Below are 26184 nucleotides of genomic sequence, written 5' to 3' on the forward strand. Positions count from 1 at the left end.
CGCTTGTCCGGCCCTGACGGGCCGTCTTCGCTGTGGAAAAGGCGCGCCGCCCGCTTGGCGCGCCTTGCGCTTTCTGCCATCGTGGTCCCATGTCACTGCCCCCCGGATTTCTGGACGAGCTGCGAAACCGCCTGAGCCTGACACAGGTTGTCGGGCGCAAGGTCATGTGGGACATGCGCAAGTCGAACCAGGGCAAGGGCGACATGTGGGCGCCTTGCCCGTTCCACCACGAAAAGACCGCCTCGTTCCATGTGGATGACCGCAAGGGGTTCTATTACTGCTTCGGCTGTCAGGCCAAGGGCGACGCGCTGAAATTCGTGCAGGAAACCGAGAATGTCGGCTTCATGGAAGCGGTCGAGATCCTGGCCCGCGAGGCGGGTATGACCATGCCCGCGCGCGACCCCAAGGCACAGGAGAAACAGGACCACCGCAGCCAGCTGGCCGAGGTGATGGAACAGGCGGTACGGTTTTTCCGCCTGAACCTGAGCGCCGGCGGCGGCGCGGCGGCGCGCGACTATCTGGCCCGGCGTGGTCTCAGCGCACAGGCGCTGGAGCGCTGGGAGATCGGCTTTGCCCCCGATGGCTGGCAGGGGTTGTGGGACCACCTGCGCGGCAAAGGCGTGGGCGAGGAGTTGATCACCGGCGCAGGGCTGGCCAAACCCTCGACCAAGGGTGGCAAGCCCTATGACACCTTCCGCAACCGGATCATGTTCCCGATCCGGGACGCGCGCGGGCGCTGCATCGCCTTTGGCGGCCGGGCGATGGATCCCAAGGACAATGCCAAATACCTGAACTCGCCCGAAACCGCGCTTTTCGACAAGGGCCGCAGCCTGTTCAACCACGGCCCCGCCCGTACGGCGGCGGGGCAGGGCCAGCCGCTGATCGTGGCCGAGGGCTATATGGACGTGATCGCGCTGGCCGAGGCCGGGTTCGGTGCCGCCGTGGCGCCGCTGGGCACGGCCGTCACCGAACACCAGTTGCAGATGATCTGGCGTATCGCGGACGAACCGATCGTGGCGCTGGATGGTGACACGGCGGGCCTGCGTGCCGCGCTGCGGGTGGTCGATCTGGCATTGCCGCTGCTCGAGGCGGGTAAATCGGTTCGCTTTGCAATAATGCCCGAGGGGAAGGACCCCGACGACCTGATTCGCGCCGAGGGACCCGCAGCCATGCAAAACGTGCTGGATCAGGCCCGGCCCATGGTGCAGCTCTTGTGGCAGCGCGAGACCGAAGGCCGCGTGTTCGACAGCCCCGAGCGCAAGGCGGCGCTGGACAAGGCACTGCGCGACAAGATCAAGCTGATCCGCGACCCCTCGATCCGCGCCCATTACGGGCAGGAGATCAAGGACCTGCGCTGGCAGCTGTTCCGGCCACAGCGCGGCCCGAAACAGCCCTGGCAGCCGCGCGGTACATGGAAGGCGGCGCCGGTTGCGGCCACGCCGGGCACGCGGGCCTCGCTCTTGGCCAGCTCCGACGACGCGGCGCAGATCCGGCTGCGCGAGACGGTGATCCTCGCCGCCGCCATTGCCACACCTGAGGTGATCGTGCGGTTCGAACACGCGCTGGAACGGCTCGACTGCCGCGATCCCGACCTGGCGATGCTGCGCGATCTGGCACTGCGCATCGGGATTGACGACCCGCAGGGGCTGCGCGACCGGATTGACGACAATCTCGGCCCCGAGGCCCTTGAAAACCTCTACGCGCTGCGCCATGTCCAGATTATCCCCTGTGTGCGCAGGCCGGGCGATGTTGAGCTGGCGGAAATGACGCTTGCCGAGGAACTCGCAAAACTCCAGGCGCTGAGGGGGTATGACGCCGAGATCGAGGAGGCCCGAGAGGACATCGCCGAAGATGCCGACGAGTCGCTGACCTGGCGCGTTGCACAGGCCGCCGAAGAGAAACAGCGCGCCGCGCGCAGCCAGAACGAGGACAAGGCGCTGTTCGACGTGGCCGACAATGGCGCGCGAATCAAGCGCGACGAACGCGAGGCCTTTGACGCGATCATGGCGGGAATCGATTTTCGCCGGAAACGCCGCTAGCGCGTTTTCCTAAGGAAAAGGCAAAATAAAACCGGTAAACGGGTGGCCGAATCAATTCTGAGCACTAATGATTCGGCTCACACGAATCGCCCATCCCTGCAGGAGCACTGAATGGCCGCCAAGGACACCGCCGAAGACCAGAAGCCCGAAGACCAGGAAGACGAAGTCTCGCTCGACATGAGCCAGGCCCAAGTCAAGAAGATGATCGCCGAGGCCCGCGAAAAGGGCTATATCACCTACGATCAGCTCAACCAGGTGCTGCCGCCTGATCAGGTGAGTTCCGAGCAGATCGAGGATGTGATGTCGATGCTCTCCGAGATGGGCATCAATATCATCGAGGATGAAGAGGCCGAAGAGGAAGAGCAGAAGGGCTCGACCGACCTCATCACCACCGAAAGCAACCGCGAAGTTGCGCTGGCCGGCGCCCAGACTGAAAAGCTTGACCGCACCGATGACCCGGTGCGCATGTATCTGCGCGAGATGGGTTCGGTCGAACTGCTCAGCCGCGAGGGCGAGATTGCGATCGCCAAGCGGATCGAGGCCGGCCGGAATACGATGATCGCCGGGCTGTGCGAAAGCCCGCTGACCTTTCAGGCGATCACCATCTGGCATGACGAACTTCTGTCCGAGGACATCCTGCTGCGCGACGTGATCGACCTGGAGGCCACTTTCGGCAACCAGTTGGATGACGAGGATGACGAACCGGTGGTCGCAACCAGCGCGGTGCAAGCGGTCAAGCCGCAGCGCGAGGAAACGCCGGAATACGACGCCGACGGCAACCCGATTGTCACCGAGGATGACGATGACGAGGACGATCAGGCCAACATGTCGCTGGCCGCGATGGAGGCCGCGCTCAAGGACAAGGTGCTGATCACGCTCGAGCGAATCTCGTCGGATTACGCACAGCTGAGCGAGATGCAGGACAGCCGTATCTCGGCCACGCTGAACGAAGACGGCTCCTTCAGCGCCACGGACGAGGCGACCTATCAGTCGCTGCGCTCGGAAATCGTGCTGCTGGTGAACGAACTGCACCTGCACAACAACCGGATCGAGGCGCTGATCGACCAGCTCTACGGCATCAACAAGCGGGTGATGTCGATCGACAGTTCGATGGTCAAGCTGGCCGACCAGGCGCGCATCAACCGGCGCGAGTTCGTCGACGCCTATCGCGGGCGTGAGCTGGACCCGAACTGGCTGGCGGAAATGGCCGAAAAGCCCGGTCGCGGTTGGCAGATGTTCATCGAACGCTCGTCCGACAAGGTTGAGGAGCTGCGCGCCGACATGGCCCAGGTGGGTCAGTATGTGGGTCTGGATATCTCTGAATTCCGCCGCATCGTGCAGCAGGTCCAGAAGGGCGAGAAAGAGGCCCGTCAGGCGAAAAAGGAAATGGTTGAGGCCAACCTGCGCCTGGTGATCTCGATTGCCAAGAAATACACCAACCGCGGCCTGCAGTTCCTGGACCTGATCCAGGAAGGCAACATCGGCCTGATGAAGGCCGTGGACAAGTTCGAGTATCGCCGGGGCTACAAGTTCTCGACCTATGCGACCTGGTGGATCCGGCAGGCGATCACCCGTTCCATCGCCGATCAGGCCCGCACCATCCGTATCCCGGTGCACATGATCGAAACGATCAACAAGCTGGTGCGCACCGGGCGCCAGATGCTGCACGAGATCGGTCGCGAACCGACGCCCGAGGAACTGGCCGAAAAGCTGCAAATGCCGCTCGAAAAGGTCCGCAAGGTGATGAAGATCGCCAAGGAGCCGATCAGCCTCGAAACCCCGATCGGCGACGAGGAAGACAGCCAGCTGGGCGATTTCATCGAGGACAAGAATGCCGTGCTGCCGCTGGACAGCGCCATTCAGGAAAACCTCAAGGAAACCACGACCCGCGTGCTGGCCTCGCTCACCCCGCGCGAGGAACGGGTGCTGCGGATGCGGTTCGGCATCGGCATGAACACCGACCACACGCTGGAAGAGGTCGGCCAGCAGTTCAGCGTCACCCGCGAGCGTATCCGCCAGATCGAGGCCAAGGCGCTCAGGAAACTGAAACACCCCAGCCGCTCGCGCAAGCTGCGCAGCTTTCTGGACCAGTGATCAAGGCGCCCCCGCAAGGGGGCGTTTTCTTTTGGGACGCGGCTTGCACGACATGAACAGAGCGCAACGCCGTCTGCCAATCCTGTGCAGTTGCCTCTGTCGCAACGCTTGGTCGGACGTGTCTCTCTTTTGCGACAGAGCATGCATTCCCCTTCCTCTTGCCCGAAATATCCCGGGGTGAATGGGGCCAAGGGCCCCAGAGGGGCAGCGCCCCTGTTTCATCAGTGGGGCCAGGAACTCCGAGCCTGTCTCGACGGCCTGCGGCAAATCCATGCGATCGGGCAATTTTTGCGTGCTCTCCCCTGTCTCTGACAGCGGATGCGCCCTAGATAGGGCTTATAGGCAAAACGGATTGAGACCATGACCGGACTGACAAAGATTCTCGCCCTTGCGGTGTTTCTCGGGGCTGGCGCTCAGGCCCAGGCGTTGACCACGCGAATGGGGCACCGGGTTCTGCCGGTCAATGACGCGGTGTTCGAGGTTGTTCCGCGCGGCAAGCAGCGGGTCGGCGATTTCTGGTGCGCGGCCTCGGAATATGCCCGGCGCGCGTTGGGCGCGGGCTGGAATGACCGTATCTATCTGGTGCGCGGGCGCGGGCCCAGTGTCACCACCGGGCGCAAGACGGCGGTGCAGTTCTCGATGACGCCCGAGGCGGTGGGCGTGACACCGCTGGAAAACGAGCTGACCACCATCCGCACCGGGCTCAAGGTCGGCGACAACATGACCGTCAATCAGGGCAACAGCTATTGCGAATTCGGCCCCGTGCGGCCCTGAGGCCATGGGCGCAGGTGCCGTGCTGACCGAGTTTTCGATCGCGACCCGGGGGGCGGGCCTTTACGAGTTTACCGACGAGGTAAGCCGCTGGCTGGCCGGGCAGGGCGACGGGCTGTTGACACTCCTGGTGCGGCATACATCGTGCTCGCTGCTGATCCAGGAAAACGCCGACCCCGAGGTGCAGGGCGATCTGACCGCCTTTTTCGACCGGCTGGTGCCGCCCGCGGATCACCCGTCGATGGCCTATCTGCGCCATACTTACGAAGGCCCCGATGACATGCCTGCCCATATCAAGGCGGCGCTGATGCCGGTATCGCTGGGCATTCCGGTGCGGGCGGGGGTGCCTATGCTGGGCACCTGGCAGGGTATCTATCTGGTCGAACACCGCCACGCGCCCCATGACCGCCGGGTCGCCGCCCATTTCGCCTGACGCTTGCCGCCCATTATGTTGGGGCTGCAAATCTCCTCTACCCAAATCCTAGCGTTGGTCCTATAGTTGTGGATAAGTGAGCCGAAGCGTTCACAAAAGAGGCGGATTAACGGACGAGGAGACGGCGGATGCGCTGCCCGTTTTGCGGAAATATCGACACTCAGGTCAAGGATTCACGCCCGGCAGAGGATCATGTCTCGATCCGCCGACGCCGGTTTTGCCCCGCTTGCGGCGGCCGATTCACGACCTACGAGCGGGTTCAACTGCGCGATTTGGTGGTGATCAAGTCCAGCGGTAAACGCGAAGATTTCGACCGCGACAAGCTGGAACGCTCGATCCGCATCTCGATGCAGAAACGCCCGATCGACCCCGAGCGGATCGACCAGATGATTTCCGGCATCGTGCGGCGGCTTGAAAGCATGGGGGAAACCGACATCCCGTCGAAGAAGATCGGCGAGATCGTGATGGAAGCTCTGGCCCGGATCGACACCGTTGCCTATGTGCGATTTGCCAGCGTTTACAAGAACTTCCAGGCGGCAGATGATTTCGAGGACTTCGTCCACGAGTTGCGCCCGCCAAGCCCGCCAACCGAAGAGTGAGCATGTCTGACGCGCGTTACATGGCGCTGGCCCTGTCGCTGGGCCGGCGTGGGCAGGGTGTCTGCTGGCCCAACCCGGCGGTGGGCTGTGTCATCGTCAACGATGGCCGGATCGTCGGGCGGGGCTGGACCCAGCCTGGCGGGCGACCCCATGCCGAGGTGGTGGCTTTGGCCCAGGCGGGCGTGGCGGCACGTGGCGCCACCGCCTATGTCACGCTTGAACCCTGCGCCCATCACGGCAAGACGCCACCCTGCGCCGAGGCACTGATCGCCTCCGGCGTGGCGCGGGTGGTTGCCGCGGTCGAGGACAGCGATCCCCGCGTGGCGGGGAACGGGTTTGAGATGCTGCGCGAGGCCGGGATCGAAGTATCGGTCGGCATCGGCGAAGCCGAGGCGGCGCGCGATCTTGCGGGCTTCTTCCTGAAAACCGAGCTCGGCCGACCCTGGGTCACTCTGAAATTGGCAAGTAGTTTTGACGGTCGCATTGCCACCGCCTCGGGCGAGAGCCAATGGATTACCGGCCCCGAGGCGCGGCGCGCGGTGCATGCCATGCGCGCCCGGCACGATGCAGTGCTGGTGGGGGCCGGGACGGCGCGATCAGACGACCCCTCGCTGACCGTGCGCGACATGGGCGTGGCGCAACAGCCGGTGCGGGTGGTGATGTCGCGCTATCTCGACCTGCCGCTGATGAGCCAACTGGCCCGGACCGCGCGGCAGGTGCCGGTCTGGCTCTGCCATGGGCCCGGCGTGGATGGCGACCGCGCCCGTGCCTGGGAGGGCACAGGTGCCCGGTTGCTCCCCTGCGCGGTTGAGGCCGGCCAGATCAGCGCGACCGACCTGATGCGGCAACTGGGTGCGCAGGGGCTCACGCGTGTGTTCTGCGAAGGCGGCGCTTCGCTTGCCGCCTCTCTGTTGGCGGCCGATCTGGTCGATGAACTGGTGGGCTTTACCGCGGGTATCGCGATCGGGGCCGAGGGCCTGCCCGCCGTGGGCGTGCTGGGGTTGGAGCAGCTGTCAGAGGCGGCCCGGTTCGACCTGATCGAGGCCCGCGCCATCGGCGCCGACATCCTGCACCGCTGGCAACGCCAATAGGTGGGCCTTGATCCCATTGAGCGCCTTCGGCGCGCTTTATCCTGGGCTTTGTGGCGCGGCAACGCGGGTTTTCGAGGGATGGATCCTGTTGCGCGGACGAATGCCTCCGGCGGGAGTATTTGGAGCAAAGTGAAGGGACTGCTGCTTCTTTCTGGTTGTAAATACTCAATTCCGACCGGTCACGCTCGCAAGGATGCGGGTTTCAGCGCCACAGATGTGCATGGGTGGCCAACAGGCCTTGCAGCTTTGACAGCAGCCGATTGGCGGGCCCGGGGTGGGGGATGGTGCCAGAGGCGAGGCGTTGGGTGGCGACCTCGACCGGGCAAGGCTGGCCGGTACGCGGATCCCAGTAGCGCGGATAGTCGATCAGCGCGGCATGGACGAGGCCGGCCAGGTCCGGCCGGGCCCGGCGCCGGGCGGGGATGGTGCCTAGGTCACGGGTGAGACCCCAGCCGGCGTAGAATGGCGCACCTAGAGTAGTCACCGGCAGGCCACGCAAGAGTGCTTCGAACCCCAACAGCGAAGTCAGCGTCCAGACCTCGTTCACCTGATCTAGAAGCTGCATCGGGTCGGCTTGGGTCGCGACCACATCGGCCAGCGTGCCCGGGTCGATGCCGCCGACGCGCAGCCCTGCCTCGACATCGGGGTGTGGCTTGTAGACGATCACCGCCTGGGGATGGGCGGCGCGGACGCTGCGCAACAGGTCCAGATTGCCGCATATCTCTCCGGTGCCGGTCAGGATCGAGGCATCATCCTCGACCTGGCCGGGTACTAGGATGCGGTGGCCGGGAGGCAGGTCGGGCAGGGTGCCGCCGAGGTTGTATTTGCTGATGCGCGCGGTGGTGAGCGTACGGATCAGCGCCTCGGCCCGTTGGCGCTGGTCGGCGCGCAGCTCGGCGCGGTTGGTGATCAGGCTCTCCAATGCGCTGGGGCGGGTCGGGTCGTAATAGATGCCCCTGTCATCGGTGACCAGGGACAGCGGCGGCACCAGTTGCGCCCCCAGCCCGCGCGAGCGCAGAAAGCCGTCTTCGACCCGTGTGACGCTGTCCCTGGTCGCGGCGCGCGCGGCCCAGACCATATGCGGGCGCGGATCCCCGTCAACGGGCGTGTCGGTAAAGCTGATCGGGCCAAAGCGTCCGAACATGCGTTTCAGGGGTTTGCGTTTCCACAGGCGCATGCCGCCGGCAGTCCATCCCGCCCGATCCTGCCGCCAGGCGCGGGACTGCGCCTCTAGCGTGTCGAGCACGGTTTCCAGCTCGCAAAGCTTGTCGCCGAACGGGTCGTACCAGGTGGGATAAAGGATCATCGCGGCGGCAAAGAGCTGCGCGCGCGTCAGGCGGCGCTCGCGGCGGGGCACCGGGTGTTCGTCCAGGCTCAATCCCCAGCCCGCGTAAAAGGGCTGGCCAAAGACGCGCGGTTTGTGCCCGGCCAGGATCGCCTCGAACCCCAGTTGCGAGGACAGGGTGTAGACTCCCACCGCGCCGTCGAGCAGGGTCCAGGGGCTGATCGGGGCGTCGTAGAGGCTGACCCGCGTGCTGACATCCGTGTCGCCGTAGTAACCGGGGCGGAACCCGGCGGCGGTTTCGGGATGGGTCTTGATCAGCACTCGGGCGCCGGGGTGTTCCTCTTGCGCAAAGACCAGCATCTCGCGGAACAGCGCGTCATTGCCGCCGCTTGCGGTGACCGAGGCGTCGCCGTGCGTCTGGTCGACCACCAGCACATAGCCCGGCTCGGGTGGGGTCAGGCCGGGATCGGTGGCGGAATATTTGCTGAGGTGGTTTTCGCGGATACGGGCCATGGCATCGCGTGCCCGGTTCAACAGGGCGGTATCGTCCAGCGGGTGGGTGGCCAGCAGTTGTTCGAGGTCGCAGGGCGCGGCGGAGTCGAAGTGCACGCCCGCCCGGTCCAGCAGCAGACCCAAGGGTGGCTCACCCGCGCGACCGGGAAAGAGCGAGCGCAGAAAGGCATCCTCGACCCTCAACAGAGGCGCCGCGTGGCGCGCGGCCACGGTAAGGCCTCGATGGGCGGTGGGGCTGTTGCCCCAGATACCGACCAGATCGCCCTCGGACGGCAGTCCCAGCCGGATGTCGTAGCCTGTTAACGACAGAATCCGGCGCAGGCGGCGCTGGGTCAGAAAGCCGCCGTTATAAACGAACAGCCGGGAGCGCTCGCCCCCGGCTGCCCGGTTCATGCCATTGGGCGACATGCGTCAGCCGCCGGTGATCGTCTGCAGGTTAGCAAGCGGGGTTAGGCCGCCGGAAATGAGCGAGATCGTCTTGGTCCACTGGGCATACGGCGCCTCGGTAACATAGAGCGTATCCTCGTCCCGGATCACGAAGTCACGTGCGGTGAACAACCCGTTGGGCTCGGTCAGGTTTAGGACATAAACCATGCGCTGAGCGCCTTGCAGGTCGTCGCGGCCCAGCACCTGGCCAGCGATCTCGGCCGGTTCGTTGCGGAAGACGAAAACGCCGGTCGGGTCCGAGGCGGCGGAAATCAGGCCACCCACTTGAGCAATTGCCTCGAGCGCCGACAGGTCCTGTGTCTCAAATGGCACGCGGGCCTGGGTGTTCGTGGCACCCAACGCGGTGAACGATCGGGTGTCTTCCTCGACCAGGATGCGGTCGCCGCCGCGCAGGGCGATGTCCAGTTCGGGGTGATTGAACAGGTCCTGATACCAGACCTTGCCCTGCTGGTTGCCGCGGATAACGGTGACTTCGGCGATATCGGGTTGGATGGTTACGCCACCTGCCTGGGCCAGCATGGTCGACAGCGTACGGGTGGGGCGTTCGATCGGATAGATCCCCTGACCGCCGACCGCACCTGTCAGCGAGACTGTCGAGCCGTCGCCGGCAACACGGCGCACCTGCACCTGCGGGTCGGGGGTCTGCTCTTCAAGCCTGGAGGTGATCACCTCGCGCAACTGGTCGGGCGTGTTGCCCGAGGCGCGCAGGCGACCGGCATAAGGAACAAAGATAAAGCCGGCGCTGTCCACCTGCACCTCTTCCAGGATGGTGGCGTTGGTTGCTTCGCTGGCCAAAAGGCCGTCATCGACGTTTTCCCAAACCGTCAGCCCCAGCACGTCACCGGGTCGGATCGTGTCCGACGTCAACGGGGAGGCGTTCTTGAACGAGTCCGAGAAACCCAGCGCCGGAACCACAGCGGTGGCACGGGTGACGCGATCGTTCACGGCAACGATAAAGGCGTCGCCTTCCTGCTGGACGGAACCGGCGAAGATTTGCCGTTTGTTCGGCCCCACTTTGGGCAACGAGCAAGAGGCCGCGACAGACATCGCAGCCAGCACGAGAACGGGCTTCGCCCAGCGGACGGGGATCAGTTTCACTGCTCGGTCTCCTCGACCTTATATGTTTCTGCCTCGGTTTTTTTGTCAAACTATCGGAATCCGGATGAAAAATCCAGTCCCGGCAGTACCCATTGTCAGTTCACCAGACGCAACTGTTGCCGTGGTGCCGCTTTGCCTGATTTCAGCGCATCATAGGGATCGTCCGGCGACAGCATCATGTCGACCACTTGGCGCAGCAACTGGCGGCGTCCCTTGCGCGAATAGAACCCGCCGGGCAGCTGGCTGGTCTCTAGCAGATACCGGCGGTATTCCTTGTAGGCGCGGGCATCGGGTCGGTTGGCGGCGGAAAAGAACTCTGACGCAGGTTGGGTCGAGACAAATTCAGGCTTGTCATAGACCGCGCGGCCAAACACCTTGAGCGGAATGCCGCGCCAGAGCACCTGCTGGCCGGCGGTGGAATTCACCGTGACCGCGCTGCGCGCATCGTTCAACAGCTGCGCCAGCTTGCCGCCGCGCACATAGTGCACTCGCCCCTCCAGCCCGTGCTGGCGGGCCAACCGGCGCAACTCGCGCCTGAGCGGCACACGGCCGTTTTCCAGCGGATGCGCCTTGACCACAAGGTGATGATGCTGCGGCGCCCCCCGGGCGAAGCCGACAAAGATCTCCTCAAGGAAATCGGTTATCGTGGAAAAGGGCGAATGCTGCTGGAACGAGCTGTCATGTTCCAGCTGTAACAGGGCCAGGTGATAGGGGAAGCCGCCGTTGCGGATACGCGCGGTGGCCAGCATCCGCTCGACCGCCTGCACAGGCATCAGCAGCAGCCGTTGCAGATATAGCTGGAATTCCTTGGTCACCGGCAGATCGCGATGCGGCTTGAACCGGCGATAGCCCTGATTGGTGAACATGACGAACCAGTGATACAGCGCGCCATAGAAGATATGCTGGCGCATGTCGCCCCAATGGGACGGCGGCAGCGGCGTTTCCAGATCCGACAGCGCCAGTGCCGCGCGCATGTCCTCCAGCGTCATGTCCATCAGGCGCGAGTTGCCATTCGAGCCCTCGCGCTCGTAAGTAACCCAATAGGGGCGCAGATAGCCTTCCTCGAACACATGCACACCCAGTCCGCGCGCCTTGGCCGCCGCAACTGCGCTGGCATGTATGGGCCTTGTATCACCGTAAAGGACAATATCGGTGACGCCCTTGCGCTCAAGCAGGTTCTCAAACGCTTGAGGCCAGTCCTCATGCGCGCCCTTGTAGGGGATGAAGCTTGGCGGATGGAACCAGAATGCCCGGTCGCCTGCGTTGAACCCGACCCGCCAGACCTCGGCCCCCGCCGCGCGCAGCATACGGCCGAGCGCATGGAAAAAGGGCCCATGTGGCCCTTGGAGGAACAGAAAGACCCGCCTGGTTTGGGTCGGCTCTGGCATACTTGTGCCTTTCCTAGTTAACGCTGCCCGGTTTTCGGGCGTGACCGCCATCCTGACCGGCCAATCGGGCGAAACTATGACCCGGGTGGGGCAGGCGGGCAAGCGGGGGGCTTGCCGCGCGCGTGGCAGGGCGTTACCTCGGTGCAGGAATGGCACAGCAAAGGTAAGAACCATGTTTACGGGCATCGTCACAGATATCGGCACCGTGGTCGAGCTGGAACAGCGCGGCGATCTTCGCGCGCGCATTCGCACCGGGTACGACACCTCGGGCATCGACATCGGCGCCTCTATCGCCAGCGACGGGGTCTGCCTGACCGTGATCGCGTTGGGAGAGGACTGGTACGATGTCGAGATCAGCGCCGAGACCGTGTCCAAGACCAATCTGGGCCGCTGGACGGTCGGCAAGCGGCTGAACCTCGAACGCGCGCTCAAGGTGGGCGACGAGCTGGGCGGCCATATCGTGTCGGGCCATGTGGACGGTGTGGCCGAGGTTGTGGCCATCGCCGACGAGGGCGACAGCACCCGCGTCACCCTGCGTGCACCCGCTGAACTGGCCCGTTTCATCGCACCCAAAGGGTCTGTGGCGCTGAACGGAACCTCGCTGACCGTGAATGCGGTCGAGGGGGCCGAATTCGGCATCAACTTCATCCCTCATACCAAAGAGGCGACCACCTGGGGCAGCGTGGCGGTAGGTGACCGGGTCAACCTGGAAATCGACATGTTGGCGCGCTACGTGGCGCGGCTGGCCGAGGCGCTCTGAGCCATGGCCGGAATCGGGCATAATGGGGGTCCGTCGATGGAGAGTGGACGTCTCTGGCGCACCCATGCCTGGCGGCAGGCGCAAAAGGCGCTGATGCCTGAGGCAATCCCGATGCTGGTTTTGCGGATGCGCATGCGCCGAGCCGCCGAGCTAGGCATGACCTACCGCAGCTATGCAAAGGTGCGGCAGTATTCGGGACAGGATATCCTGGGCCTGCTGTTCTCGTCCAACGCGCTGCGCATCTTTGGCTCGGGCGGCGAGATTGCCGCGCCCGAAGCGCGTCAGATCGAACAGGTGAAAAGCGCCACGCGTCTGACCCTGGTGCATCCGCCCGCCACGCCACAGGCGGTGCTGGCGGTCAACCACGTACTGGCCGCCGCCGACCGCGCACCGCATCTTTCCGACAGCTGGGCGCAGATGCGCGACCGGGTGCAGGGTCTGATCCACAGTCAGCGCCTGCCCGCCTCGGGCGTGCTGATCATCGGTGACGCCCCGCTCGAGGCCGACTGGGCCGCCGCCGGGCGCGCGGCCGGATACCTGCCCTCGGCCGAGTATTTCGCCCATCAGGCGGGTTAGCGCCGACCTTCGCCCCTTCATTTCGCCCAAAATACTCCGGGGGAGGCGCCACAGGCGCCGGGGGCAGCGCCCCCAATCCACCCCCCGCAGCCGGGCCTGAACGCCGCGTCCCGCACCTTGCCTGCCGTTTGTGCACTGGCATTCGCGCGCGCGGTGGTCTATCTGCGCAGGCAGACAAGACAGCTGAAAGGCCGCCCCATGAGCTTTGAGACGCCCGGACCCGTCGAGGCCCGCCTGCGCGACGCGATCAGTCCGATCGAGGAGATCATCGACGAGGCGCGCAAAGGCCGGATGTATATCCTGGTCGATCACGAGGACCGCGAGAACGAGGGCGACCTGTGCATCGCCGCCGAGTTTGCCGATGCCGCCGCGATCAATTTCATGGCCACCCACGGGCGCGGGCTGATCTGCTTGCCGATGACCGCCGACCGGATCGACCGGTTGGGCCTGCCGATGATGGCAGTCAACAACTCTTCTCGCCACGAAACCGCCTTCACCGTCTCGATCGAGGCGCGCGAGGGGGTGTCGACCGGCATTTCCGCCGCCGACCGGGCGCTGACGGTCGCCACCGCGATCAACGAACAGAACACCATGGCAAGCCTGGCCACACCCGGCCATATCTTTCCGCTGCGCGCCAAACGGGGCGGGGTGCTGGTGCGCGCCGGTCATACCGAGGCGGCGGTCGATATCTCGCGTCTGGCCGGGCTGAACCCCTCTGGCGTGATCTGCGAGATCATGAAGGAAGACGGGACCATGGCCCGCCTGCCGGACCTGGTCGATTTCGCCGAGCATCACGGGATGAAGATCGGCACCATCAGCGACCTGATCTCCTATCGTGCCCGCAACGACAATCTGGTGGACGAAACATCCCGCAGCACCGTCACCTCGGAATATGGTGGCGCGTGGGAGATGCGCATCTTTACCGACCAGACCCACGGCATCGAACATGTGGTGCTGGTCAAGGGCGACATCTCGACCCCCGAGCCGGTGCTGACCCGCACCCATGCGCTGCACGAGGCGTCCGATGTGCTGGGCCTTGGCCCCAAGCCGACGCAGGAACTGCCCCGCGCGATGGAGAAGATCGCCGCCGAAGGGCGCGGCGTCGTCTGCCTGTTCCGCCAGCCGCGCAACGCGCTTTATGCCAGCGACGAGGACGGCGTGCGCACTATCAAGCAGACCGGTCTCGGCGCCCAGATCCTGTCCAAGATGGGCCTGCACGAGCTGATCCTGCTCACCGACTCGCCGCAAACCAAGTATCTCGGGCTTGATGCCTATGGCCTCTCCATCGTCGGCACCCGCCCCATCATGAAGGACGTCTGACATGGCCGGACACGAGACCCATTACACCCTGCCGCGCGCCGAATTCGACAAGCCGGTGAAACTGCTGATCGTGGTGGCGCCCTATTACAAGGACATTGCCGACAACCTGGTTGCCGGCGCCAGGGCCGAGATCGAGGCCGTCGGCGGCAGCTGGGACCTTGTCGAGGTGCCCGGCGCGCTTGAGGTGCCCACCGCCATCGCCATGGCCGACCGGCAGAGCAGTTTCGACGGCTACGTGGCGCTTGGCTGCGTGATCCGGGGCGAGACCACCCATTACGACACCGTCTGCAACGACAGTAGCCGCGCGATCCAGCTGATGGGGCTTCAGGGCCTGTGCATCGGCAACGGCATCCTCACGGTCGAGAACCGCCCCCAGGCCGAGGTGCGTGCCGATCCGGCCGCGATGAACAAGGGTGGCGGCGCGGCTGCTGCGGCCTTGCATCTGATCGCGCTCGGACGTAAGTGGGGCGCTTCGAGAAAGGATGTGGGTTTCCGCCCCAATGCGGAGGACATTCTTCTCGCCGAGGACAAGAACGGATCCCGCACCGCATGAGCCAGAGCGACACCCCCAAACCGGTCAACCGGAAACGCCAGATGAAATCCGCCGCGCGGCTATATGCCGTGCAGGCGCTGTTCCAGATGGAGCATTCGGGGCAGACGGTCGAATCCGTCGTGTCCGAGTTTGTCGACCACCGTTTCGGCGCCGTCTACGAAGGCGACGAACTGGCCGAGGGGGATACGAAACTGTTCCGCGCGCTGGTGGGGGATGCGGTCAACAATCAGGCGCTGATCGACCAGATGACAGACCGCGCGCTGGTGGCGAAATGGCCGATCGCGCGGATCGACCCGACGCTGCGTGCATTGTTTCGCGCCGCTGGGGCCGAGTTGAGCCAGAACGACACCCCGCCCAAGGTGGTGATCACCGAATTCGTCGATATCGCGCGCGCGTTTTTTCCCGAGGGGCGTGAGACCAGTTTCGTGAACGCGGTGCTGGATCACATGGCCCGAGAGGCACGCCCGGACGCGTTCTGAGGCTCTCGCAGCCCCGCTTCTGTCTGGGTCGAAATAGGGAAACCGGCGGCGGCCGTCCATGGGACGAAACCGCCGCCGCATAGTGAAATATCTGGATGAAATTCACCGGGGCCACCACTCACGACAGGAGCCCGGCTCCGGGACGCTAGCGCAAGCCGATCAACAAAGAAACCTATCTGTTCCGATAGGTCTGGCCACTGAGCAACCCCATCTTGACGGCTCTTACCAGCGCTGCTTCGCGCGTCGGCGCACGCAGCTTGTCGCGGGCCGATTTCAGGTGCATCCGCACGGTGATTTCGCTGATCTCCATCGCAGTGGCGATCTGTTCATTGCGCAATCCGTCTGCCAGCAGATGCAGCGCCTCGCGCTCGCGGCGCGACAGGGGGGTGGTTGTGCCCAGGATTGGGGCCAGATCCTGGCCCGGCGACAGGCCATGTTCGGTTCCGGGCCCCAGATTGGTGCCGATGACTGTTGCCAAAATACGCATTCCGGCCGATTGTTCGGTCATCCAGGCCTCGGCTTCGGGGTGATCGGTGAACAGAGCCACCAGCGTCGCCAGATTGCCGGGGCAGGGCACGATCAGGCTGAAGACATGGCGATAGCCATGTTCGAGCAGCCCGGAATAGAGCGCCATGGCGGTGTCCGAGTTGCTTTCCTGCAAACGGCGGTTCGAATCGATATAGAGACTTTCGGGCCCCTGAACGGCTTGTGCCAGCACCAGATCGGCATCCGAATAGCCCCCTTCGGAATAGATCTTGAGCCAGTTTGGCGCCATCGAGCTGCGCGCCCAGTGCAGGATTCCGGATTTGGGGGTGAACTGCCCCATGTTCAGCGCCTTGAAGCCAAACTCGTTCAGACGGGCGACCGTGTGCTCCCAGCGGGCGTCGTCGTCGAAGATGTGCGAGAGGCTTTCCAAAAGATCGAGCGCAAACTCGGTGAGATTTCGCATTCCGTCTCCGGCATATATTGTCGCAGATCCGCTGGGATACCCTGCCTTTCAGATCATTCTGCGCTAAGATGAGAAGAAACAACAAGGAGTAAGACCATGCCCCGTCTGATCCGTCTCTACGTCACCCAGGTTCTGGTTGGTTTCGCGATATCGGCGGTGTTCATCGCGGGTCTTCTGTGGCTCGATATCGCCGGGCTCCGGGGGTTGATCGCCCGGTCCGATTCGGCGCTGCTTGCCGTGTTCATGTTGTGGTTCATGAACGGGATCGTCTTTGCCGGGGTGCAATTCGCCTGGAAGATCATGAGCCTGGCCGAGGACGACGCGCCGCCGCGCGGTGGCAGCAAGGTGTCCGACCTGCGCCCGGTGCCGGCCCGGCAGGAAGCGCCCGCACAGCGGGGCTGATCCCGGGTCATCGGGTGGTATGCGGCGGGAACCACCAAGTGTCGACCGTGCGGTTCGATTCCCGAGGACCTGTATATACAGGTGGGCGCCAGGTAATCAGGCCAGGACCTGAACAGAGCCAGCCCCCTCGGAAATGTTTAAGGCCACCGGAATGCTACCTGTCACGAGAAGGGCAGAACCCGCCGCTCCCATAGGTAGGGCGCACCGCTACCGCCCGCAAGGGGGCAGATGACGGGAACGGGCTTGAATTTTGTTCACCTATTGTTCACCATGTTGCCATGACACTGGATTTGCAACCCGGACAGCGGCTGGCGCGCGGCGTTTCACGACACCTCAGGGCGCATGGATTCGTCTCGGTCGAAGAGTTCGTGCCCGCCCGCGGGCTGCGTGTCGATGTGATGGGGCTGGGCCCCAAGGGCGAGATCTGGGTGGTCGAATGCAAGTCGAGCCGCGCCGATTTTCAGGCGGATTCGAAATGGCAGGGGTATCTGGAGTGGTGTGACCGCTATTTCTGGGCGGTGGATGTGGAGTTTCCGGCCGAATTGCTGCCGTCAGAAAGCGGATTGCTGATCGCCGATGCCTATGACGCCGAGATCGTGCGCATGGCGCCGGAGCAAAAGTTGGCCCCGGCCCGACGCAAGGTACTGATCCAGAAATTCGCCACCCACGCGGCGCGGCGCCTGCAGGCGCTGCGCGACCCCGAGGGCCACGGCATTTTCGAATAAAGCGCGTCGAGCGCGGCCAGCACCGTTTTCCGCACCGGAAAACGGTCCGGAAAACGTGTCGTTTTCCGGCGCCGCCTCAGCGTTTGGACATCAGCCGGGCGGCCTGCGCGGCGGCGCGGATTTCGTCCGCGATTTCCTCGGCCTCTTCGGGATCGAAATCCATAGGCACCTCGACCCCGTGCGCCTCGACAAAGAGCCGCACCATCCCGGCATCGGTCGGGCCGATCTGAAGATTCGCCTCGATATCGCGTTCGGTATTGATGCCCATCTCGTCCTCCGGGAAAACTGCTGCCGGACTAGACCGGGCCGGGTTGAGAATCAAGCCGGTTCCGGGGTCTGATACCCCATGGACACGATCACCCTGCGCCCCTTTCGTCCCGAAGACGCCCCTTGGCTGGTCGAGCGGCATGGCACGCTCTATGCGCAGGACGAGGGGTTTGACGACAGTTTCGCGCCGCTGGTGGCGCGTATCGTCGACGATTTCATCGCCAATCACGACCCCGATCGCGATCAAGGCTGGGTCGCCGAGGCGGATGGTCGGCGGCTGGGCAGCATCTTCTGCGTCGGGCTGGACGAGACCACCGCCAAGCTGCGACTGTTCCTGCTGGTACCCGAGGCACGGGGGCGGGGCCTTGGCCGGCGTCTGATCGACACCTGCATGGGCTTTGCGCGCGACAAGGGCTATCTGGAAATGCAACTCTGGACACATGAAAGCCACCGTGCCGCCTGTGCCCTTTACGCGGCCACCGGCTGGCAGTTGGTCGACAGCAAACCGGTCCATTCCTTTGGCGTCGACCTGGTCGAACAAAGCTGGAAAATTACGCTCTGACCCTCTTGCAATCCGCAACCCGGTTGGGTACATCGCCCCTCACGGTGCCGCCTTAGCTCAGTTGGTTAGAGCGCTGGATTGTGGATCCAGAGGTCCCCTGTTCAAGCCAGGGAGGCGGTACCATAACAGGTTCCCCGGCACCATGACATCGCGCCATCCGCCGCCAGGGGCCGCATTCTAGCGCAGCCACAGTCCCTTGGATTTGATCCGGTTGCGGATCGCCTGTTCCTTGTGCGGCAGGTTCTCACGGTCGAACATCTCGCGGATCTTCTCCCCCTTGCCCTGATAGACCATCTTCTTCAGCGGTTCGTAATTCTTCAGCACTTTCTTGATCTTGTTGGGTGCGCAGACCTCTTCCAGCACCTTGACCACGTGGTCCGCCTCACGGGCGTAGAGCAGCGGGAACAGGCGATAGTGGCAGCTGACGGTTCCGTCCAACAGCCCCTCGGGCAGGCTGTCGCGCCCGCCGCCAAACGAGTGGATCACCAGCGGCAGCGCCACCTGGTCGAGCCAGGGATTGAGGCTTTGGCACACCAGTTCGGGCAGGGGGGTATCGCGGATCGAGCGGGCATAGGTCAGAAACCGGTGCCCGAACTTGTGGGGGCATTCGTAATAGAAGAAACCGGCGTTGAAATAGAGATAGCGCCGCCAGTATTCGTCTGGCTGATCGAAATCCAGCGAGCTTTCGAAATCCAGCCCGAACCGGGTGTAGAGCGCCCGCCAGATCTCGGTATAGCCGGGACCATAGAGAGTGGGCTGGGGCCAGGTGCCCTCGCGTTTCAGAGAGGCGGTCGGGCGGCTGAAATCGAAGGGCACCGACATCAGGTCGCCGGTGATCAGCGTATCGGTGTCGAAAAACACAAAGGGTTCGCCCTCGGGCAGGGCCAGCAGCGCCTCGATCTTGTTGCCATGCGGATAGGTCTGGCCGAACACCTTGTTGTCAAACGGCAAAAGCTCGGCCCCCAGCATGTCGAGCGCGGCGCGCAGCTCGTCGCTCTGGATGCTTGGGTCCTCGTCCCATTTGGGGCCGGGCTGCGGGTGTGCGACGAACAGGCGGCCGTCAAAATCGGGTGTCGAATGGCGCAGCGAGGCGGCAAACAGCACCGCCTCGTATTGCAGGCGGTTGTTCTGACCCACCACCACGATATTGAAGGGTCTGCGCCCCGTCGTTTTCGCGACCTGTTGTTTTGCCATCTCTGCCCGCCGCCGGATTTGGTGATGCGGCGCCCCTGTTTTGACGTAGTATAGGGGCAGGGGCCGGGCGCCAAAAGCCCGGATTTCCCGCCAACTGATTTTGAAAGGCCCGTTCCAGATGCTCGATATTCTGCTGTTCCTCATCGCCGGCGCGGCGCAGTCGTCCCAGGGCGAGGGCAAGGCGCCGACGCCAACCGAAAGCGCCGCTGTCACGGCCCCGGCCGAGGCGCCGGCGGCCCCTGCCTTCCTGACGCCCGAACCCAAGGCCGAGGCTCCCGCGACCCCGGCCTTTCTGACGCCCGCGCCCCAACTGGTCGCCGAGCCGCAGGTGCCCAGCGGCAAGTTCACCACCGCGACCGAGGTGAAGCCGATCCTGAATGCCACGCGCGGCAACTGGGTGGCGCTGCGCGACTATAACGGGCAGGACCTGCTCTATGTCACGCATCTGTGGTCCTGGCGCTGTGGGCTGGCGCAGATGTCGGTCTCGATCAACGGGGCCGCGCCCGAGATCTGGCCCCTGCCGCCCTGCCATGCCGAAACCGCCGCGCCCAATGCGATCATCGACAGCGACGGGCTGCCATTCCGCAGTTTCCCTTCGGGCTCGGTGGCGCAGATTGATGTCGAACTGATCTATGACGATCTGAGCGCCGACAATGCCAGTTTCGCGCGCGCGCAGGTGCTGATGCCCTGACGGGTGCTGCCGCTATCGGGGAGGGTCAGATCAACGCGGTGCTCAGGATCGGGAAATAGCTCAGCATCACCAGCACCACCGCCACCGCCAGCAGGAACGGCCAGAGGGCGGTGAAGATGGTAAAGGGGCGCACCCCGGACATGGCCGAGGCGATGTACAGGCCCACCCCCACCGGCGGCGTCAGCAGGCCCAGCACCAGGTTCAGGCTGATCACCACGCCGAACTGATAGGGGCTGATGCCATAGCTGTTCATCGCGATCGGCAGCAGGATCGGCGTGATCAGGATTAGCGCCGCGATGCCGTCGATCAGCATGCCCACAAAGAGCAGGCACAGGTTGACGATCAGCAGAAAGGTGAACGGATCCGAGGTGACGGTGGACAGAAACGCCGCCAGTTTTTGCGGCAGTTCCTCGTAGATCACCACCCAGCCGAACACATTGGCCGCCGCGATCATGAAGATCACCAGCGAGGAATTGGTGGCGGTGCGCGCGAACATGGCGCCCAGATCGCGGATATGGATCTCGCGATACACCAGCCAGCCCACGCCAAAGGCGATCAGCGAGGCGACGGCGGCACTTTCGGTGGGGGTGGCGATGCCGAAAAGGATGCCGCCGACAATGGCCAGCGGGATCAGAAAGGCGGGCAGGGCGTCGCGCAGGGCGCGCAGCGCCTGCGGCATGGTCATCCAGTCGCCCTTGGGAAACTGCTGGCTGAGCCCGATCAGCGCCACGACGATAAAGAACGAACCCGCCATGATCAGGCCGGGGATGATGCCCGCGATGAACAGATCGCCGATGGGCAATTGCGCCAGCACGCCATAGATCACGAACAGCATCGAAGGCGGAATGACCGGCGCCAGCAACCCGCCAGCAGCGGTGGTGGCGGCGGCGAAACCGGGGTCGTAACCCTCTTCCTTCATCGCGGGCACCATGGCCCGGCTCATCACCGCGATCTGGCTGGCGGCCGAGCCGATGATCGCAGCCATGAACATGTTGGCAAGCAGGTTGATATAGGCCAGCCCGCCCCGGAACCCGCCGACAAAGACCCGCGCGGCGCGCACCAGGCGCTGGGTCATGCCGCCCTCGTTCATCAGCTCTCCGGTCAGGATGAACAGGGGAATGGCAAGCAGCCCGTAGTTTTCGACCCCGGCGAACATCTGCTGCGCGAAACTGTCATACAGCACCAGATTACCGCTGTCATAGATGTACCAAAGCGCGGTCAGCGCCAGCACCAGCGCTATGGGGACCGAGGCAAAGAGCAGCACAAGGAACAGGATCGGGGTCATTGCGCGGTCTCCGCCTCGGGGTGTCGGCCCGGATAGAACAGATTGGCCGCCGAATGCAGCAGCGCCCCAAGGGTAAAGAGTGGCATCACCAGCCAGACCCAGACCTTGGGCAGGCCCAGCGTGTTGGTGGGTTCGGCATAGATGAAGTTGAAGGTCTGGCCCTGAAACGCCTTCACGTCCCAGCCCGCCCGCATCAGTTCCAGCGGCATGAACCAGCGCAGGCAGATCCAGACCATCAGGCAGGCAAAGATGAAAAGAACCAGATCGACCACCCGTTCAAGCATGCGCGCGCCGTGCCCGTCCAGCATCTCGTTCACCAGGGTGACGGCAATGGCGCTGCGGAAATGGATCGCGGCGGATGCGGCCAGAAAGGTCATCCAGACCATGGCATAGATTGCCGCCTCGTCCACCCAATAGATGGCGTTGCCCGCCGCGCGGGTCACCACGTTGAGAAGTATGAGCCCGGTGACCGAGGCCGCCAGCGCAGCGGCGCAGACCAGTTCGACCCTGGCCCAGAGATGCGATGCCCGATACAGCATGTGCCTGCCTTCAAATGTCGCGAAACGGGCCGGCACAGGGCCGGCCCGACGCGGGGTTTTCCGGGGTTATTGCAGGTCCGCCGCGGTCTTGCGCAGCTCGGGCAGGGACGGGGCCTTGTCCGCCCAGATCGTCTCCCATTGTGCGATGGCATCGCCGAAGAAGTCCTGATCGACCCGCTTGAAGGTCTTGCCCACCTTGGTCAGCGCATCGGTCCATTCCGGCTCTTTGGCCATGTAAACGTCCAATGTGCTGTCCACATGCTTGGCCATCAGCTCGGAAATCATCGCCTTGTCCGCATCGCTCAGCCCGGCATAAACGCGGGCCGAGATCAGCCCGACCATCGGGAACATCATGTGGTTCGAGATCAGGAGCGTGTCGGCATGTTCATGATATTTCAACACGTTGATCAGCTCGACATCCATGTCGATCGCATCCACCTGGCCATTGGCCAGCGCGTCATAGACCGCCGGCAGCGGCATCGGCGTGGGTGCGGCCCCCAGCGCGTTGTAGAAATCGAGGATCGGATCGAACGGCGTGATCCGCAGCTTGAGACCGGACAGGTCGGCGGCGGAATTCACCGCGCCCCGGCTCAGGATCTGGCGCATGCCTGCGCTGCCATAGCCGACACCGACCACGCCCGCCTCTTGCGGCAGCACCGCCAGCATGCCGCGCGCGGTGTCCGAGCGCAGGATGGCCGAGGCGTGGTTGATGTCCTTGGCCAGATAGGGCGCATAGAACGCCCCCATGTTGGGCACCCGGTTCGACACTTCGGCCACGGTCATGAAGGCCATGTCCAGCGCCCCGGTCTGCAACTGTTGCAGCATCTGCGCCTCGTTGCCCAGCTGCCGCGCGGGGAAGACCGAGACCGAATGCGCACCGCCCGATTTCTCGGACAGTTCGGCGCCAAAGGCCTCGGCGGCCTTGGTCCAGGTATGCGGTGGCGGGGTGATCAGGCCCAGGCGAAATTCCTTGGCCGCCGCCGGCAGCGCCGCCAGTACCAGCGCGGCACAGGCAACCCCCCGGGCCAGTCCCTTGAAGCTGATTGTCATGTGGTTCTCTCCCTGTTGGATTCGTTGTTTTTTGTCAGTCTAAACGCGGTTTACAGTTTCACCCAACCCTCTGGTGGTTCCTTGCCCGGATGTACCTCGCCGCAATTGGGGCAGGTGCGCGCCTGTTCGTCGGCATAAAAGGCCTGATAGACGGGTGGCAGATCGCGCACGATGCTTTCCAGCAACAGCTCGGCCCGGTGCACCAGGCTGCCGCAGCCGAAACAATACCATTCGATGGCGTCATGGGCGCCTTCGGGGCGTTTGGGTTCGATCACGAGACCGATCGAGCCCTCTTGCGGGCGCTGCGGCGAGTGGCGCACATGCGGCGGCAACAGAAAGATGTCGCCCTCGCGGATCGGCACGTCATAGAACTCGCCGCCATCGTAAAGTTTCAGCACCATGTCGCCCTTGAGCTGGTAGAAGAACTCCTCGACCGGGTCGTCATGATAATCGGTGCGCTTGTTGGGACCGCCGACCACGGTCACCATCAGATCCGCATCCTCCCAGACCTGCTGGTTGCCGACGGGCGGTTTCAGCAGATGCTTGTGTTCGTCGATCCATTTCTGGAAATTGAAGGCGCTCAGCCGTGCCATCACGTGTTTCTCCTTACCGGTGCTTGCCATTGCGGGCTTGTTTCAGCGTCGGGCCGGGCGGGGTTGCAAGACAAGGAATTTGTCCGAATGCCGCTATCGAAAATCGCGATAGCAGCGCGGGAACCGGCCTTGCGAACCGTGGGGTGCTGACGAACTTCCTTCATGCATGAAATTTTAAGGTTAAAGGAATGGCTCCTGTCAAGTGTCTTGGCCGCGGTCGAGGGTCAGGGCGGTTGATCACCTCTGCGTGAACGTGCTTTCTTGGCCCCCGCAGCGCGCCAGATCGAAGGGCGACAGAGCAAGCAGGAGACAACCCATGCGGATCAATGCGGATTTCAGCCAGCGCGCGGCGGTGCATTTCGACCAGACGGACTGGGTGCCGTCGCCCGCGCCCGGGGTCGAACGCAAGATGCTGGACCGGATCGGGGCCGAGGTGGCACGGGCCACCACCATCGTCCGCTTTGCGCCGGGCAGCGCCTTTGCCGCCCATACACATGACGGAGGCGAGGAATACCTGGTTCTGGACGGTGTGTTTCAGGATGAGCTGGGCGACTTTCCGACCGGCTCTTATGTGCGCAACCCGCCGACCTCGTCCCATACGCCCGCGACCGAACCGGGGGCGACCATCCTGGTCAAGCTGCATCAGTTCGACCCAGCCGACCGCACCGAGGTGCGCCGTTCGATCACCGGAAAGAGCGACGAGACGCTCTTTGCCGATGCGCATGAAGAGGTGCGGCTGGAAAGCTGGGCGGCGGGTGCGCAGGTGATGCGCGATCTGCACGGCGGGATCGAGGTCTTCGTGCTGGAGGGCGGGTTTCAGGAGGGTGGGGACTCCTTTTCGCGCTGGGACTGGCTGCGCCTGCCACCGGGCGCGCGGCTGGAGCTGACCGTGGGCGCCGAGGGGGCGCGTGTCTGGGTGAAATCCGGCCACCTCGCCGGAATGGTCTGACATCCTTGCGGCAGGCGGCAAGAATTTTCGCCGAAAATTCTTGCACCCAGCCTTGCGGACCCGGGCGAATTCGTCCGGGTTCTTCATTTTTGACCGAAAGATAAATTTTACCAGTTGATAAAATTTCTGGATGTGGCAAGCTGACCCCAATAACGAACATATCTTCAGGGAGAAGAACGATGGCACAGGGCCAGATGGCTCCCGGCATTGTCGCCGGGCGGCTTTCCAGCGACGAACTTGCCGCGAATTTCGACGATCTGCATCCGGCCTATGCGCCGCATGAGGCGGCGGTGGCTGCGGATCGCTGCTATTTCTGCTACGACGCGCCGTGTCAGACGGCCTGTCCGACCGAGATCGACATTCCGCTGTTCATCCGGCAGATCCAGACCGGCCACCCCGAGGCAGCGGCACGCACCATTCTGGAGCAGAATATCCTGGGCGGCATGTGTGCCCGCGTCTGCCCCACCGAGACGCTCTGCGAAGAGGCCTGCGTGCGCGAGGCGGCCGAGGGCAAGCCGGTCGAGATCGGGCGGCTGCAACGCTATGCCACCGATACGCTGATGGCGCGCGGCGTGCATCCTTTTACCCGCGCGGCGTCCACTGGCAAGCGCGTGGCGGTTGTTGGAGCAGGGCCTGCGGGCCTGGCCTGCGCGCATCGTCTGGCGATGCTGGGCCATGACGTGGTCATCCACGAGGCGCGGCCCAAGGCAGGCGGGCTGAACGAATTCGGTATCGCGGCCTACAAGGCGACCGGTGGCTTTGCCGGGGCCGAGGTGGACTGGCTGCTGCAAATCGGCGGCATCACGGTTGAGCAGGGCTCGGCCCTGGGGCAGGGCCTCACGCTCGATGCGCTGCGCGCCGACTATGACGCGGTATTCCTGTCCATTGGCCTTGCCGGGGTGAACGCCCTGCGCGCGGCGGGCGAGGACAAGGAGGGCGTCCGCGACGCGGTCGATTTCATCGCCGAACTGCGCCAGGCGGGCGACCTGTCTGCACTGCCGGTGGGGCGCAACGTGGTGGTGATTGGCGGCGGCATGACTGCGATCGACGCCGCCGTGCAGTCGAAACTGCTGGGCGCCGAGAACGTGACCGTCGCCTATCGCCGTTCGCGGGCCGAGATGGGGGCGAGCGGCTTCGAACAGGATCTGGCCGCTTCCAAGGGCGTCAGGCTGATGTTCAACGTGATGCCGGTGGCGGTGCATGGAAATGGCGCGGCGGTCGAGATCGAACTGGAATACACCACCAGCGCGGGCGGTTCGGTGACCGGAACGGGCGAGACCATCCGTTTGGCTGCCGATCAGGTGTTCAAGGCCATCGGTCAGACGCTGCAAGGCGCGCCAGAGGGGCTGGAACTGGACGGGCGCAAGATCAAGGTCGACGGGTCGGGCCGCACCTCGGTGCCCGGGGTCTGGGCCGGCGGCGACTGTGCCAGCGGCGGCGAGGACCTGACCGTGACCGCCGTGGCCGAAGGCCGCGATGCCGCCATGGACATCCACGCACAACTAAGCGCGTGACACCGAAAAAGGATGCGA

General features: G+C 64.1%; 27 protein-coding genes and 1 tRNA gene. 18 read left to right on the plus strand and 10 right to left on the minus strand.

What is annotated here, in order from left to right; translation table 11 throughout:
• Nucleotides 1-89: 89 nt before the first annotated feature.
• The 6 genes from dnaG (at nucleotide 90) to ribD (ending at nucleotide 7027) form a co-directional block, all read left to right on the plus strand.
• Nucleotides 90-2039 (plus strand): DNA primase, encoded by a 1950-nt coding sequence (gene dnaG / locus MB818_RS01110; protein ID WP_238903596.1) that lies wholly within the window; start codon nucleotides 90-92, stop codon nucleotides 2037-2039.
• Nucleotides 2040-2150: 111 nt separating this feature from the next.
• Nucleotides 2151-4133, plus strand: a complete 1983-nt coding sequence (rpoD, locus tag MB818_RS01115; protein ID WP_234162443.1) for an RNA polymerase sigma factor RpoD — start codon at nucleotides 2151-2153, stop codon at nucleotides 4131-4133.
• A 360-nt stretch (nucleotides 4134-4493) separates the two neighbouring features.
• Nucleotides 4494-4907 (plus strand): hypothetical protein, encoded by a 414-nt coding sequence (locus MB818_RS01120; protein ID WP_238903598.1) that lies wholly within the window; start codon nucleotides 4494-4496, stop codon nucleotides 4905-4907.
• A 4-nt stretch (nucleotides 4908-4911) separates the two neighbouring features.
• Nucleotides 4912-5337 (plus strand): secondary thiamine-phosphate synthase enzyme YjbQ, encoded by a 426-nt coding sequence (locus tag MB818_RS01125; RefSeq protein ID WP_255699816.1) that lies wholly within the window; start codon nucleotides 4912-4914, stop codon nucleotides 5335-5337.
• 128 nt (nucleotides 5338-5465) lie between these two features.
• Entirely contained in the window at nucleotides 5466-5936 is a 471-nt protein-coding gene (nrdR, locus tag MB818_RS01130; RefSeq protein WP_234136505.1) for a transcriptional regulator NrdR, read from the plus strand.
• A gap of 2 nt (nucleotides 5937-5938) precedes the next feature.
• A complete protein-coding gene (gene ribD / locus MB818_RS01135; protein ID WP_369426320.1) occupies nucleotides 5939-7027 on the plus strand; it encodes a bifunctional diaminohydroxyphosphoribosylaminopyrimidine deaminase/5-amino-6-(5-phosphoribosylamino)uracil reductase RibD in 1089 nt (362 codons plus the stop codon).
• Nucleotides 7028-7229: 202 nt separating this feature from the next.
• Here the strand turns inward: ribD and MB818_RS01140 are convergent, their stop codons facing one another.
• From MB818_RS01140 to MB818_RS01150, 3 genes are all read right to left on the minus strand, one after another.
• A complete protein-coding gene (locus MB818_RS01140) occupies nucleotides 7230-9233 on the minus strand; it encodes a capsule polysaccharide biogenesis protein (protein ID WP_238903600.1) in 2004 nt (667 codons plus the stop codon).
• A gap of 3 nt (nucleotides 9234-9236) precedes the next feature.
• On the minus strand, nucleotides 9237-10370 hold the full coding sequence (locus MB818_RS01145; protein ID WP_234136507.1) for a polysaccharide biosynthesis/export family protein: 1134 nt from the start codon (nucleotides 10368-10370) through the stop codon (nucleotides 9237-9239).
• Nucleotides 10371-10465: 95 nt separating this feature from the next.
• Nucleotides 10466-11758, minus strand: a complete 1293-nt coding sequence (locus MB818_RS01150) for a capsule polysaccharide biogenesis protein (protein ID WP_238903602.1) — start codon at nucleotides 11756-11758, stop codon at nucleotides 10466-10468.
• A 172-nt stretch (nucleotides 11759-11930) separates the two neighbouring features.
• On the opposite strand from MB818_RS01150, the gene MB818_RS01155 reads away from it, so the two are divergent.
• From MB818_RS01155 to nusB, 5 genes are all read left to right on the plus strand, one after another.
• Nucleotides 11931-12518, plus strand: coding sequence for a riboflavin synthase (locus MB818_RS01155; RefSeq protein ID WP_234162445.1), 588 nt, complete (start codon nucleotides 11931-11933; stop codon nucleotides 12516-12518).
• Between the two features lie 36 nt (nucleotides 12519-12554).
• Nucleotides 12555-13094 carry a hypothetical protein gene (locus MB818_RS01160; RefSeq protein ID WP_234136510.1) on the plus strand — a complete coding sequence of 180 codons (540 nt, stop codon included), beginning with the start codon at nucleotides 12555-12557 and terminating at the stop codon, nucleotides 13092-13094.
• A gap of 198 nt (nucleotides 13095-13292) precedes the next feature.
• Nucleotides 13293-14414, plus strand: coding sequence for a 3,4-dihydroxy-2-butanone-4-phosphate synthase (gene ribB, locus MB818_RS01165; protein WP_234145091.1), 1122 nt, complete (start codon nucleotides 13293-13295; stop codon nucleotides 14412-14414).
• Nucleotide 14415: 1 nt separating this feature from the next.
• A complete protein-coding gene (locus tag MB818_RS01170) occupies nucleotides 14416-14967 on the plus strand; it encodes a 6,7-dimethyl-8-ribityllumazine synthase (protein WP_238903604.1) in 552 nt (183 codons plus the stop codon).
• A complete protein-coding gene (nusB, locus tag MB818_RS01175) occupies nucleotides 14964-15446 on the plus strand; it encodes a transcription antitermination factor NusB (protein ID WP_234162447.1) in 483 nt (160 codons plus the stop codon). Before MB818_RS01170 ends, nusB begins: the two co-directional genes overlap by 4 nt.
• Before the next feature lie 172 nt (nucleotides 15447-15618).
• Here the strand turns inward: nusB and MB818_RS01180 are convergent, their stop codons facing one another.
• Nucleotides 15619-16395, minus strand: coding sequence for a response regulator transcription factor (locus MB818_RS01180; protein WP_234175879.1), 777 nt, complete (start codon nucleotides 16393-16395; stop codon nucleotides 15619-15621).
• A gap of 96 nt (nucleotides 16396-16491) precedes the next feature.
• Between MB818_RS01180 and MB818_RS01185 the strand changes: the two genes are divergently transcribed.
• Nucleotides 16492-16797, plus strand: a complete 306-nt coding sequence (locus MB818_RS01185; protein WP_234136515.1) for a hypothetical protein — start codon at nucleotides 16492-16494, stop codon at nucleotides 16795-16797.
• A 278-nt stretch (nucleotides 16798-17075) separates the two neighbouring features.
• Nucleotides 17076-17522 carry an MmcB family DNA repair protein gene (locus MB818_RS01190; RefSeq protein WP_234136516.1) on the plus strand — a complete coding sequence of 149 codons (447 nt, stop codon included), beginning with the start codon at nucleotides 17076-17078 and terminating at the stop codon, nucleotides 17520-17522.
• 76 nt (nucleotides 17523-17598) lie between these two features.
• Here the strand turns inward: MB818_RS01190 and MB818_RS01195 are convergent, their stop codons facing one another.
• Complete coding sequence (locus MB818_RS01195) at nucleotides 17599-17790, minus strand: DUF6324 family protein (protein WP_234136517.1); 192 nt, start codon at nucleotides 17788-17790, stop codon at nucleotides 17599-17601.
• Nucleotides 17791-17868: 78 nt separating this feature from the next.
• Here MB818_RS01195 and MB818_RS01200 point away from each other — a divergent pair, with 78 nt between their 5' ends.
• On the plus strand, nucleotides 17869-18351 hold the full coding sequence (locus MB818_RS01200; protein ID WP_238903606.1) for a GNAT family N-acetyltransferase: 483 nt from the start codon (nucleotides 17869-17871) through the stop codon (nucleotides 18349-18351).
• Nucleotides 18352-18397: 46 nt separating this feature from the next.
• A tRNA-His gene (locus MB818_RS01205) sits at nucleotides 18398-18474 on the plus strand.
• Between the two features lie 54 nt (nucleotides 18475-18528).
• On the opposite strand, the gene MB818_RS01210 is transcribed toward MB818_RS01205, so the two are convergent.
• Nucleotides 18529-19545, minus strand: coding sequence for a GT-B fold glycosyltransferase domain-containing protein (locus MB818_RS01210; protein WP_238903608.1), 1017 nt, complete (start codon nucleotides 19543-19545; stop codon nucleotides 18529-18531).
• 118 nt (nucleotides 19546-19663) lie between these two features.
• Between MB818_RS01210 and MB818_RS01215 the strand changes: the two genes are divergently transcribed.
• Nucleotides 19664-20236 carry a hypothetical protein gene (locus MB818_RS01215; protein WP_238903610.1) on the plus strand — a complete coding sequence of 191 codons (573 nt, stop codon included), beginning with the start codon at nucleotides 19664-19666 and terminating at the stop codon, nucleotides 20234-20236.
• Nucleotides 20237-20261: 25 nt separating this feature from the next.
• Here MB818_RS01215 and MB818_RS01220 read toward each other — a convergent pair whose 3' ends face one another.
• The 4 genes from MB818_RS01220 to nbaC all read right to left on the minus strand — a co-directional run bounded on the left by MB818_RS01220 (nucleotide 20262) and on the right by nbaC (nucleotide 23703).
• The gene (locus MB818_RS01220) at nucleotides 20262-21521 is read right to left on the minus strand and encodes a TRAP transporter large permease (protein ID WP_234145098.1); all 1260 of its coding nucleotides are present in this window, start codon (nucleotides 21519-21521) and stop codon (nucleotides 20262-20264) included.
• The gene (locus tag MB818_RS01225) at nucleotides 21518-22060 is read right to left on the minus strand and encodes a TRAP transporter small permease (protein WP_234175874.1); all 543 of its coding nucleotides are present in this window, start codon (nucleotides 22058-22060) and stop codon (nucleotides 21518-21520) included. Before MB818_RS01225 ends, MB818_RS01220 begins: the two co-directional genes overlap by 4 nt.
• Nucleotides 22061-22126: 66 nt before the next feature.
• Nucleotides 22127-23110, minus strand: a complete 984-nt coding sequence (locus MB818_RS01230; RefSeq protein ID WP_234136523.1) for a TRAP transporter substrate-binding protein — start codon at nucleotides 23108-23110, stop codon at nucleotides 22127-22129.
• Nucleotides 23111-23160: 50 nt separating this feature from the next.
• Entirely contained in the window at nucleotides 23161-23703 is a 543-nt protein-coding gene (nbaC, locus tag MB818_RS01235; RefSeq protein ID WP_234136524.1) for a 3-hydroxyanthranilate 3,4-dioxygenase, read from the minus strand.
• A gap of 316 nt (nucleotides 23704-24019) precedes the next feature.
• Between nbaC and MB818_RS01240 the strand changes: the two genes are divergently transcribed.
• Nucleotides 24020-24652 carry a cupin domain-containing protein gene (locus MB818_RS01240; protein WP_238903612.1) on the plus strand — a complete coding sequence of 211 codons (633 nt, stop codon included), beginning with the start codon at nucleotides 24020-24022 and terminating at the stop codon, nucleotides 24650-24652.
• Nucleotides 24653-24831: 179 nt separating this feature from the next.
• A complete protein-coding gene (locus MB818_RS01245; RefSeq protein WP_238903614.1) occupies nucleotides 24832-26166 on the plus strand; it encodes an NAD(P)-dependent oxidoreductase in 1335 nt (444 codons plus the stop codon).
• Nucleotides 26167-26184: the final 18 nt, after the last annotated feature.

Source organism: Ruegeria alba (assembly GCF_022321465.1).
GTDB classification, from domain to species: Bacteria; Pseudomonadota; Alphaproteobacteria; order Rhodobacterales; family Rhodobacteraceae; genus Ruegeria_B; species Ruegeria_B alba.

Excerpts from the sequence above, each read along its gene's own strand:
- dnaG (WP_238903596.1), top strand. The coding sequence starts at position 90 with ATGTCACTGCCCCCCGGATTTCTGGACGAGCTGCGAAACCGCCTGAGC.
- rpoD (WP_234162443.1), top strand. The coding sequence starts at position 2,151 with ATGGCCGCCAAGGACACCGCCGAAGACCAGAAGCCCGAAGACCAGGAA.
- MB818_RS01120 (WP_238903598.1), top strand. The coding sequence starts at position 4,494 with ATGACCGGACTGACAAAGATTCTCGCCCTTGCGGTGTTTCTCGGGGCT.
- MB818_RS01125 (WP_255699816.1), top strand. The coding sequence starts at position 4,912 with ATGGGCGCAGGTGCCGTGCTGACCGAGTTTTCGATCGCGACCCGGGGG.
- nrdR (WP_234136505.1), top strand. The coding sequence starts at position 5,466 with ATGCGCTGCCCGTTTTGCGGAAATATCGACACTCAGGTCAAGGATTCA.
- ribD (WP_369426320.1), top strand. The coding sequence starts at position 5,939 with ATGTCTGACGCGCGTTACATGGCGCTGGCCCTGTCGCTGGGCCGGCGT.
- MB818_RS01140 (WP_238903600.1), bottom strand. The coding sequence starts at position 9,233 with ATGTCGCCCAATGGCATGAACCGGGCAGCCGGGGGCGAGCGCTCCCGG.
- MB818_RS01150 (WP_238903602.1), bottom strand. The coding sequence starts at position 11,758 with ATGCCAGAGCCGACCCAAACCAGGCGGGTCTTTCTGTTCCTCCAAGGG.
- MB818_RS01155 (WP_234162445.1), top strand. The coding sequence starts at position 11,931 with ATGTTTACGGGCATCGTCACAGATATCGGCACCGTGGTCGAGCTGGAA.
- MB818_RS01160 (WP_234136510.1), top strand. The coding sequence starts at position 12,555 with ATGGAGAGTGGACGTCTCTGGCGCACCCATGCCTGGCGGCAGGCGCAA.
- ribB (WP_234145091.1), top strand. The coding sequence starts at position 13,293 with ATGAGCTTTGAGACGCCCGGACCCGTCGAGGCCCGCCTGCGCGACGCG.
- MB818_RS01170 (WP_238903604.1), top strand. The coding sequence starts at position 14,416 with ATGGCCGGACACGAGACCCATTACACCCTGCCGCGCGCCGAATTCGAC.
- nusB (WP_234162447.1), top strand. The coding sequence starts at position 14,964 with ATGAGCCAGAGCGACACCCCCAAACCGGTCAACCGGAAACGCCAGATG.
- MB818_RS01180 (WP_234175879.1), bottom strand. The coding sequence starts at position 16,395 with ATGCGAAATCTCACCGAGTTTGCGCTCGATCTTTTGGAAAGCCTCTCG.
- MB818_RS01185 (WP_234136515.1), top strand. The coding sequence starts at position 16,492 with ATGCCCCGTCTGATCCGTCTCTACGTCACCCAGGTTCTGGTTGGTTTC.
- MB818_RS01190 (WP_234136516.1), top strand. The coding sequence starts at position 17,076 with ATGACACTGGATTTGCAACCCGGACAGCGGCTGGCGCGCGGCGTTTCA.
- MB818_RS01195 (WP_234136517.1), bottom strand. The coding sequence starts at position 17,790 with ATGGGCATCAATACCGAACGCGATATCGAGGCGAATCTTCAGATCGGC.
- MB818_RS01200 (WP_238903606.1), top strand. The coding sequence starts at position 17,869 with ATGGACACGATCACCCTGCGCCCCTTTCGTCCCGAAGACGCCCCTTGG.
- MB818_RS01210 (WP_238903608.1), bottom strand. The coding sequence starts at position 19,545 with ATGGCAAAACAACAGGTCGCGAAAACGACGGGGCGCAGACCCTTCAAT.
- MB818_RS01215 (WP_238903610.1), top strand. The coding sequence starts at position 19,664 with ATGCTCGATATTCTGCTGTTCCTCATCGCCGGCGCGGCGCAGTCGTCC.
- MB818_RS01220 (WP_234145098.1), bottom strand. The coding sequence starts at position 21,521 with ATGACCCCGATCCTGTTCCTTGTGCTGCTCTTTGCCTCGGTCCCCATA.
- MB818_RS01225 (WP_234175874.1), bottom strand. The coding sequence starts at position 22,060 with ATGCTGTATCGGGCATCGCATCTCTGGGCCAGGGTCGAACTGGTCTGC.
- MB818_RS01230 (WP_234136523.1), bottom strand. The coding sequence starts at position 23,110 with ATGACAATCAGCTTCAAGGGACTGGCCCGGGGGGTTGCCTGTGCCGCG.
- nbaC (WP_234136524.1), bottom strand. The coding sequence starts at position 23,703 with ATGGCACGGCTGAGCGCCTTCAATTTCCAGAAATGGATCGACGAACAC.
- MB818_RS01240 (WP_238903612.1), top strand. The coding sequence starts at position 24,020 with ATGCGGATCAATGCGGATTTCAGCCAGCGCGCGGCGGTGCATTTCGAC.
- MB818_RS01245 (WP_238903614.1), top strand. The coding sequence starts at position 24,832 with ATGGCACAGGGCCAGATGGCTCCCGGCATTGTCGCCGGGCGGCTTTCC.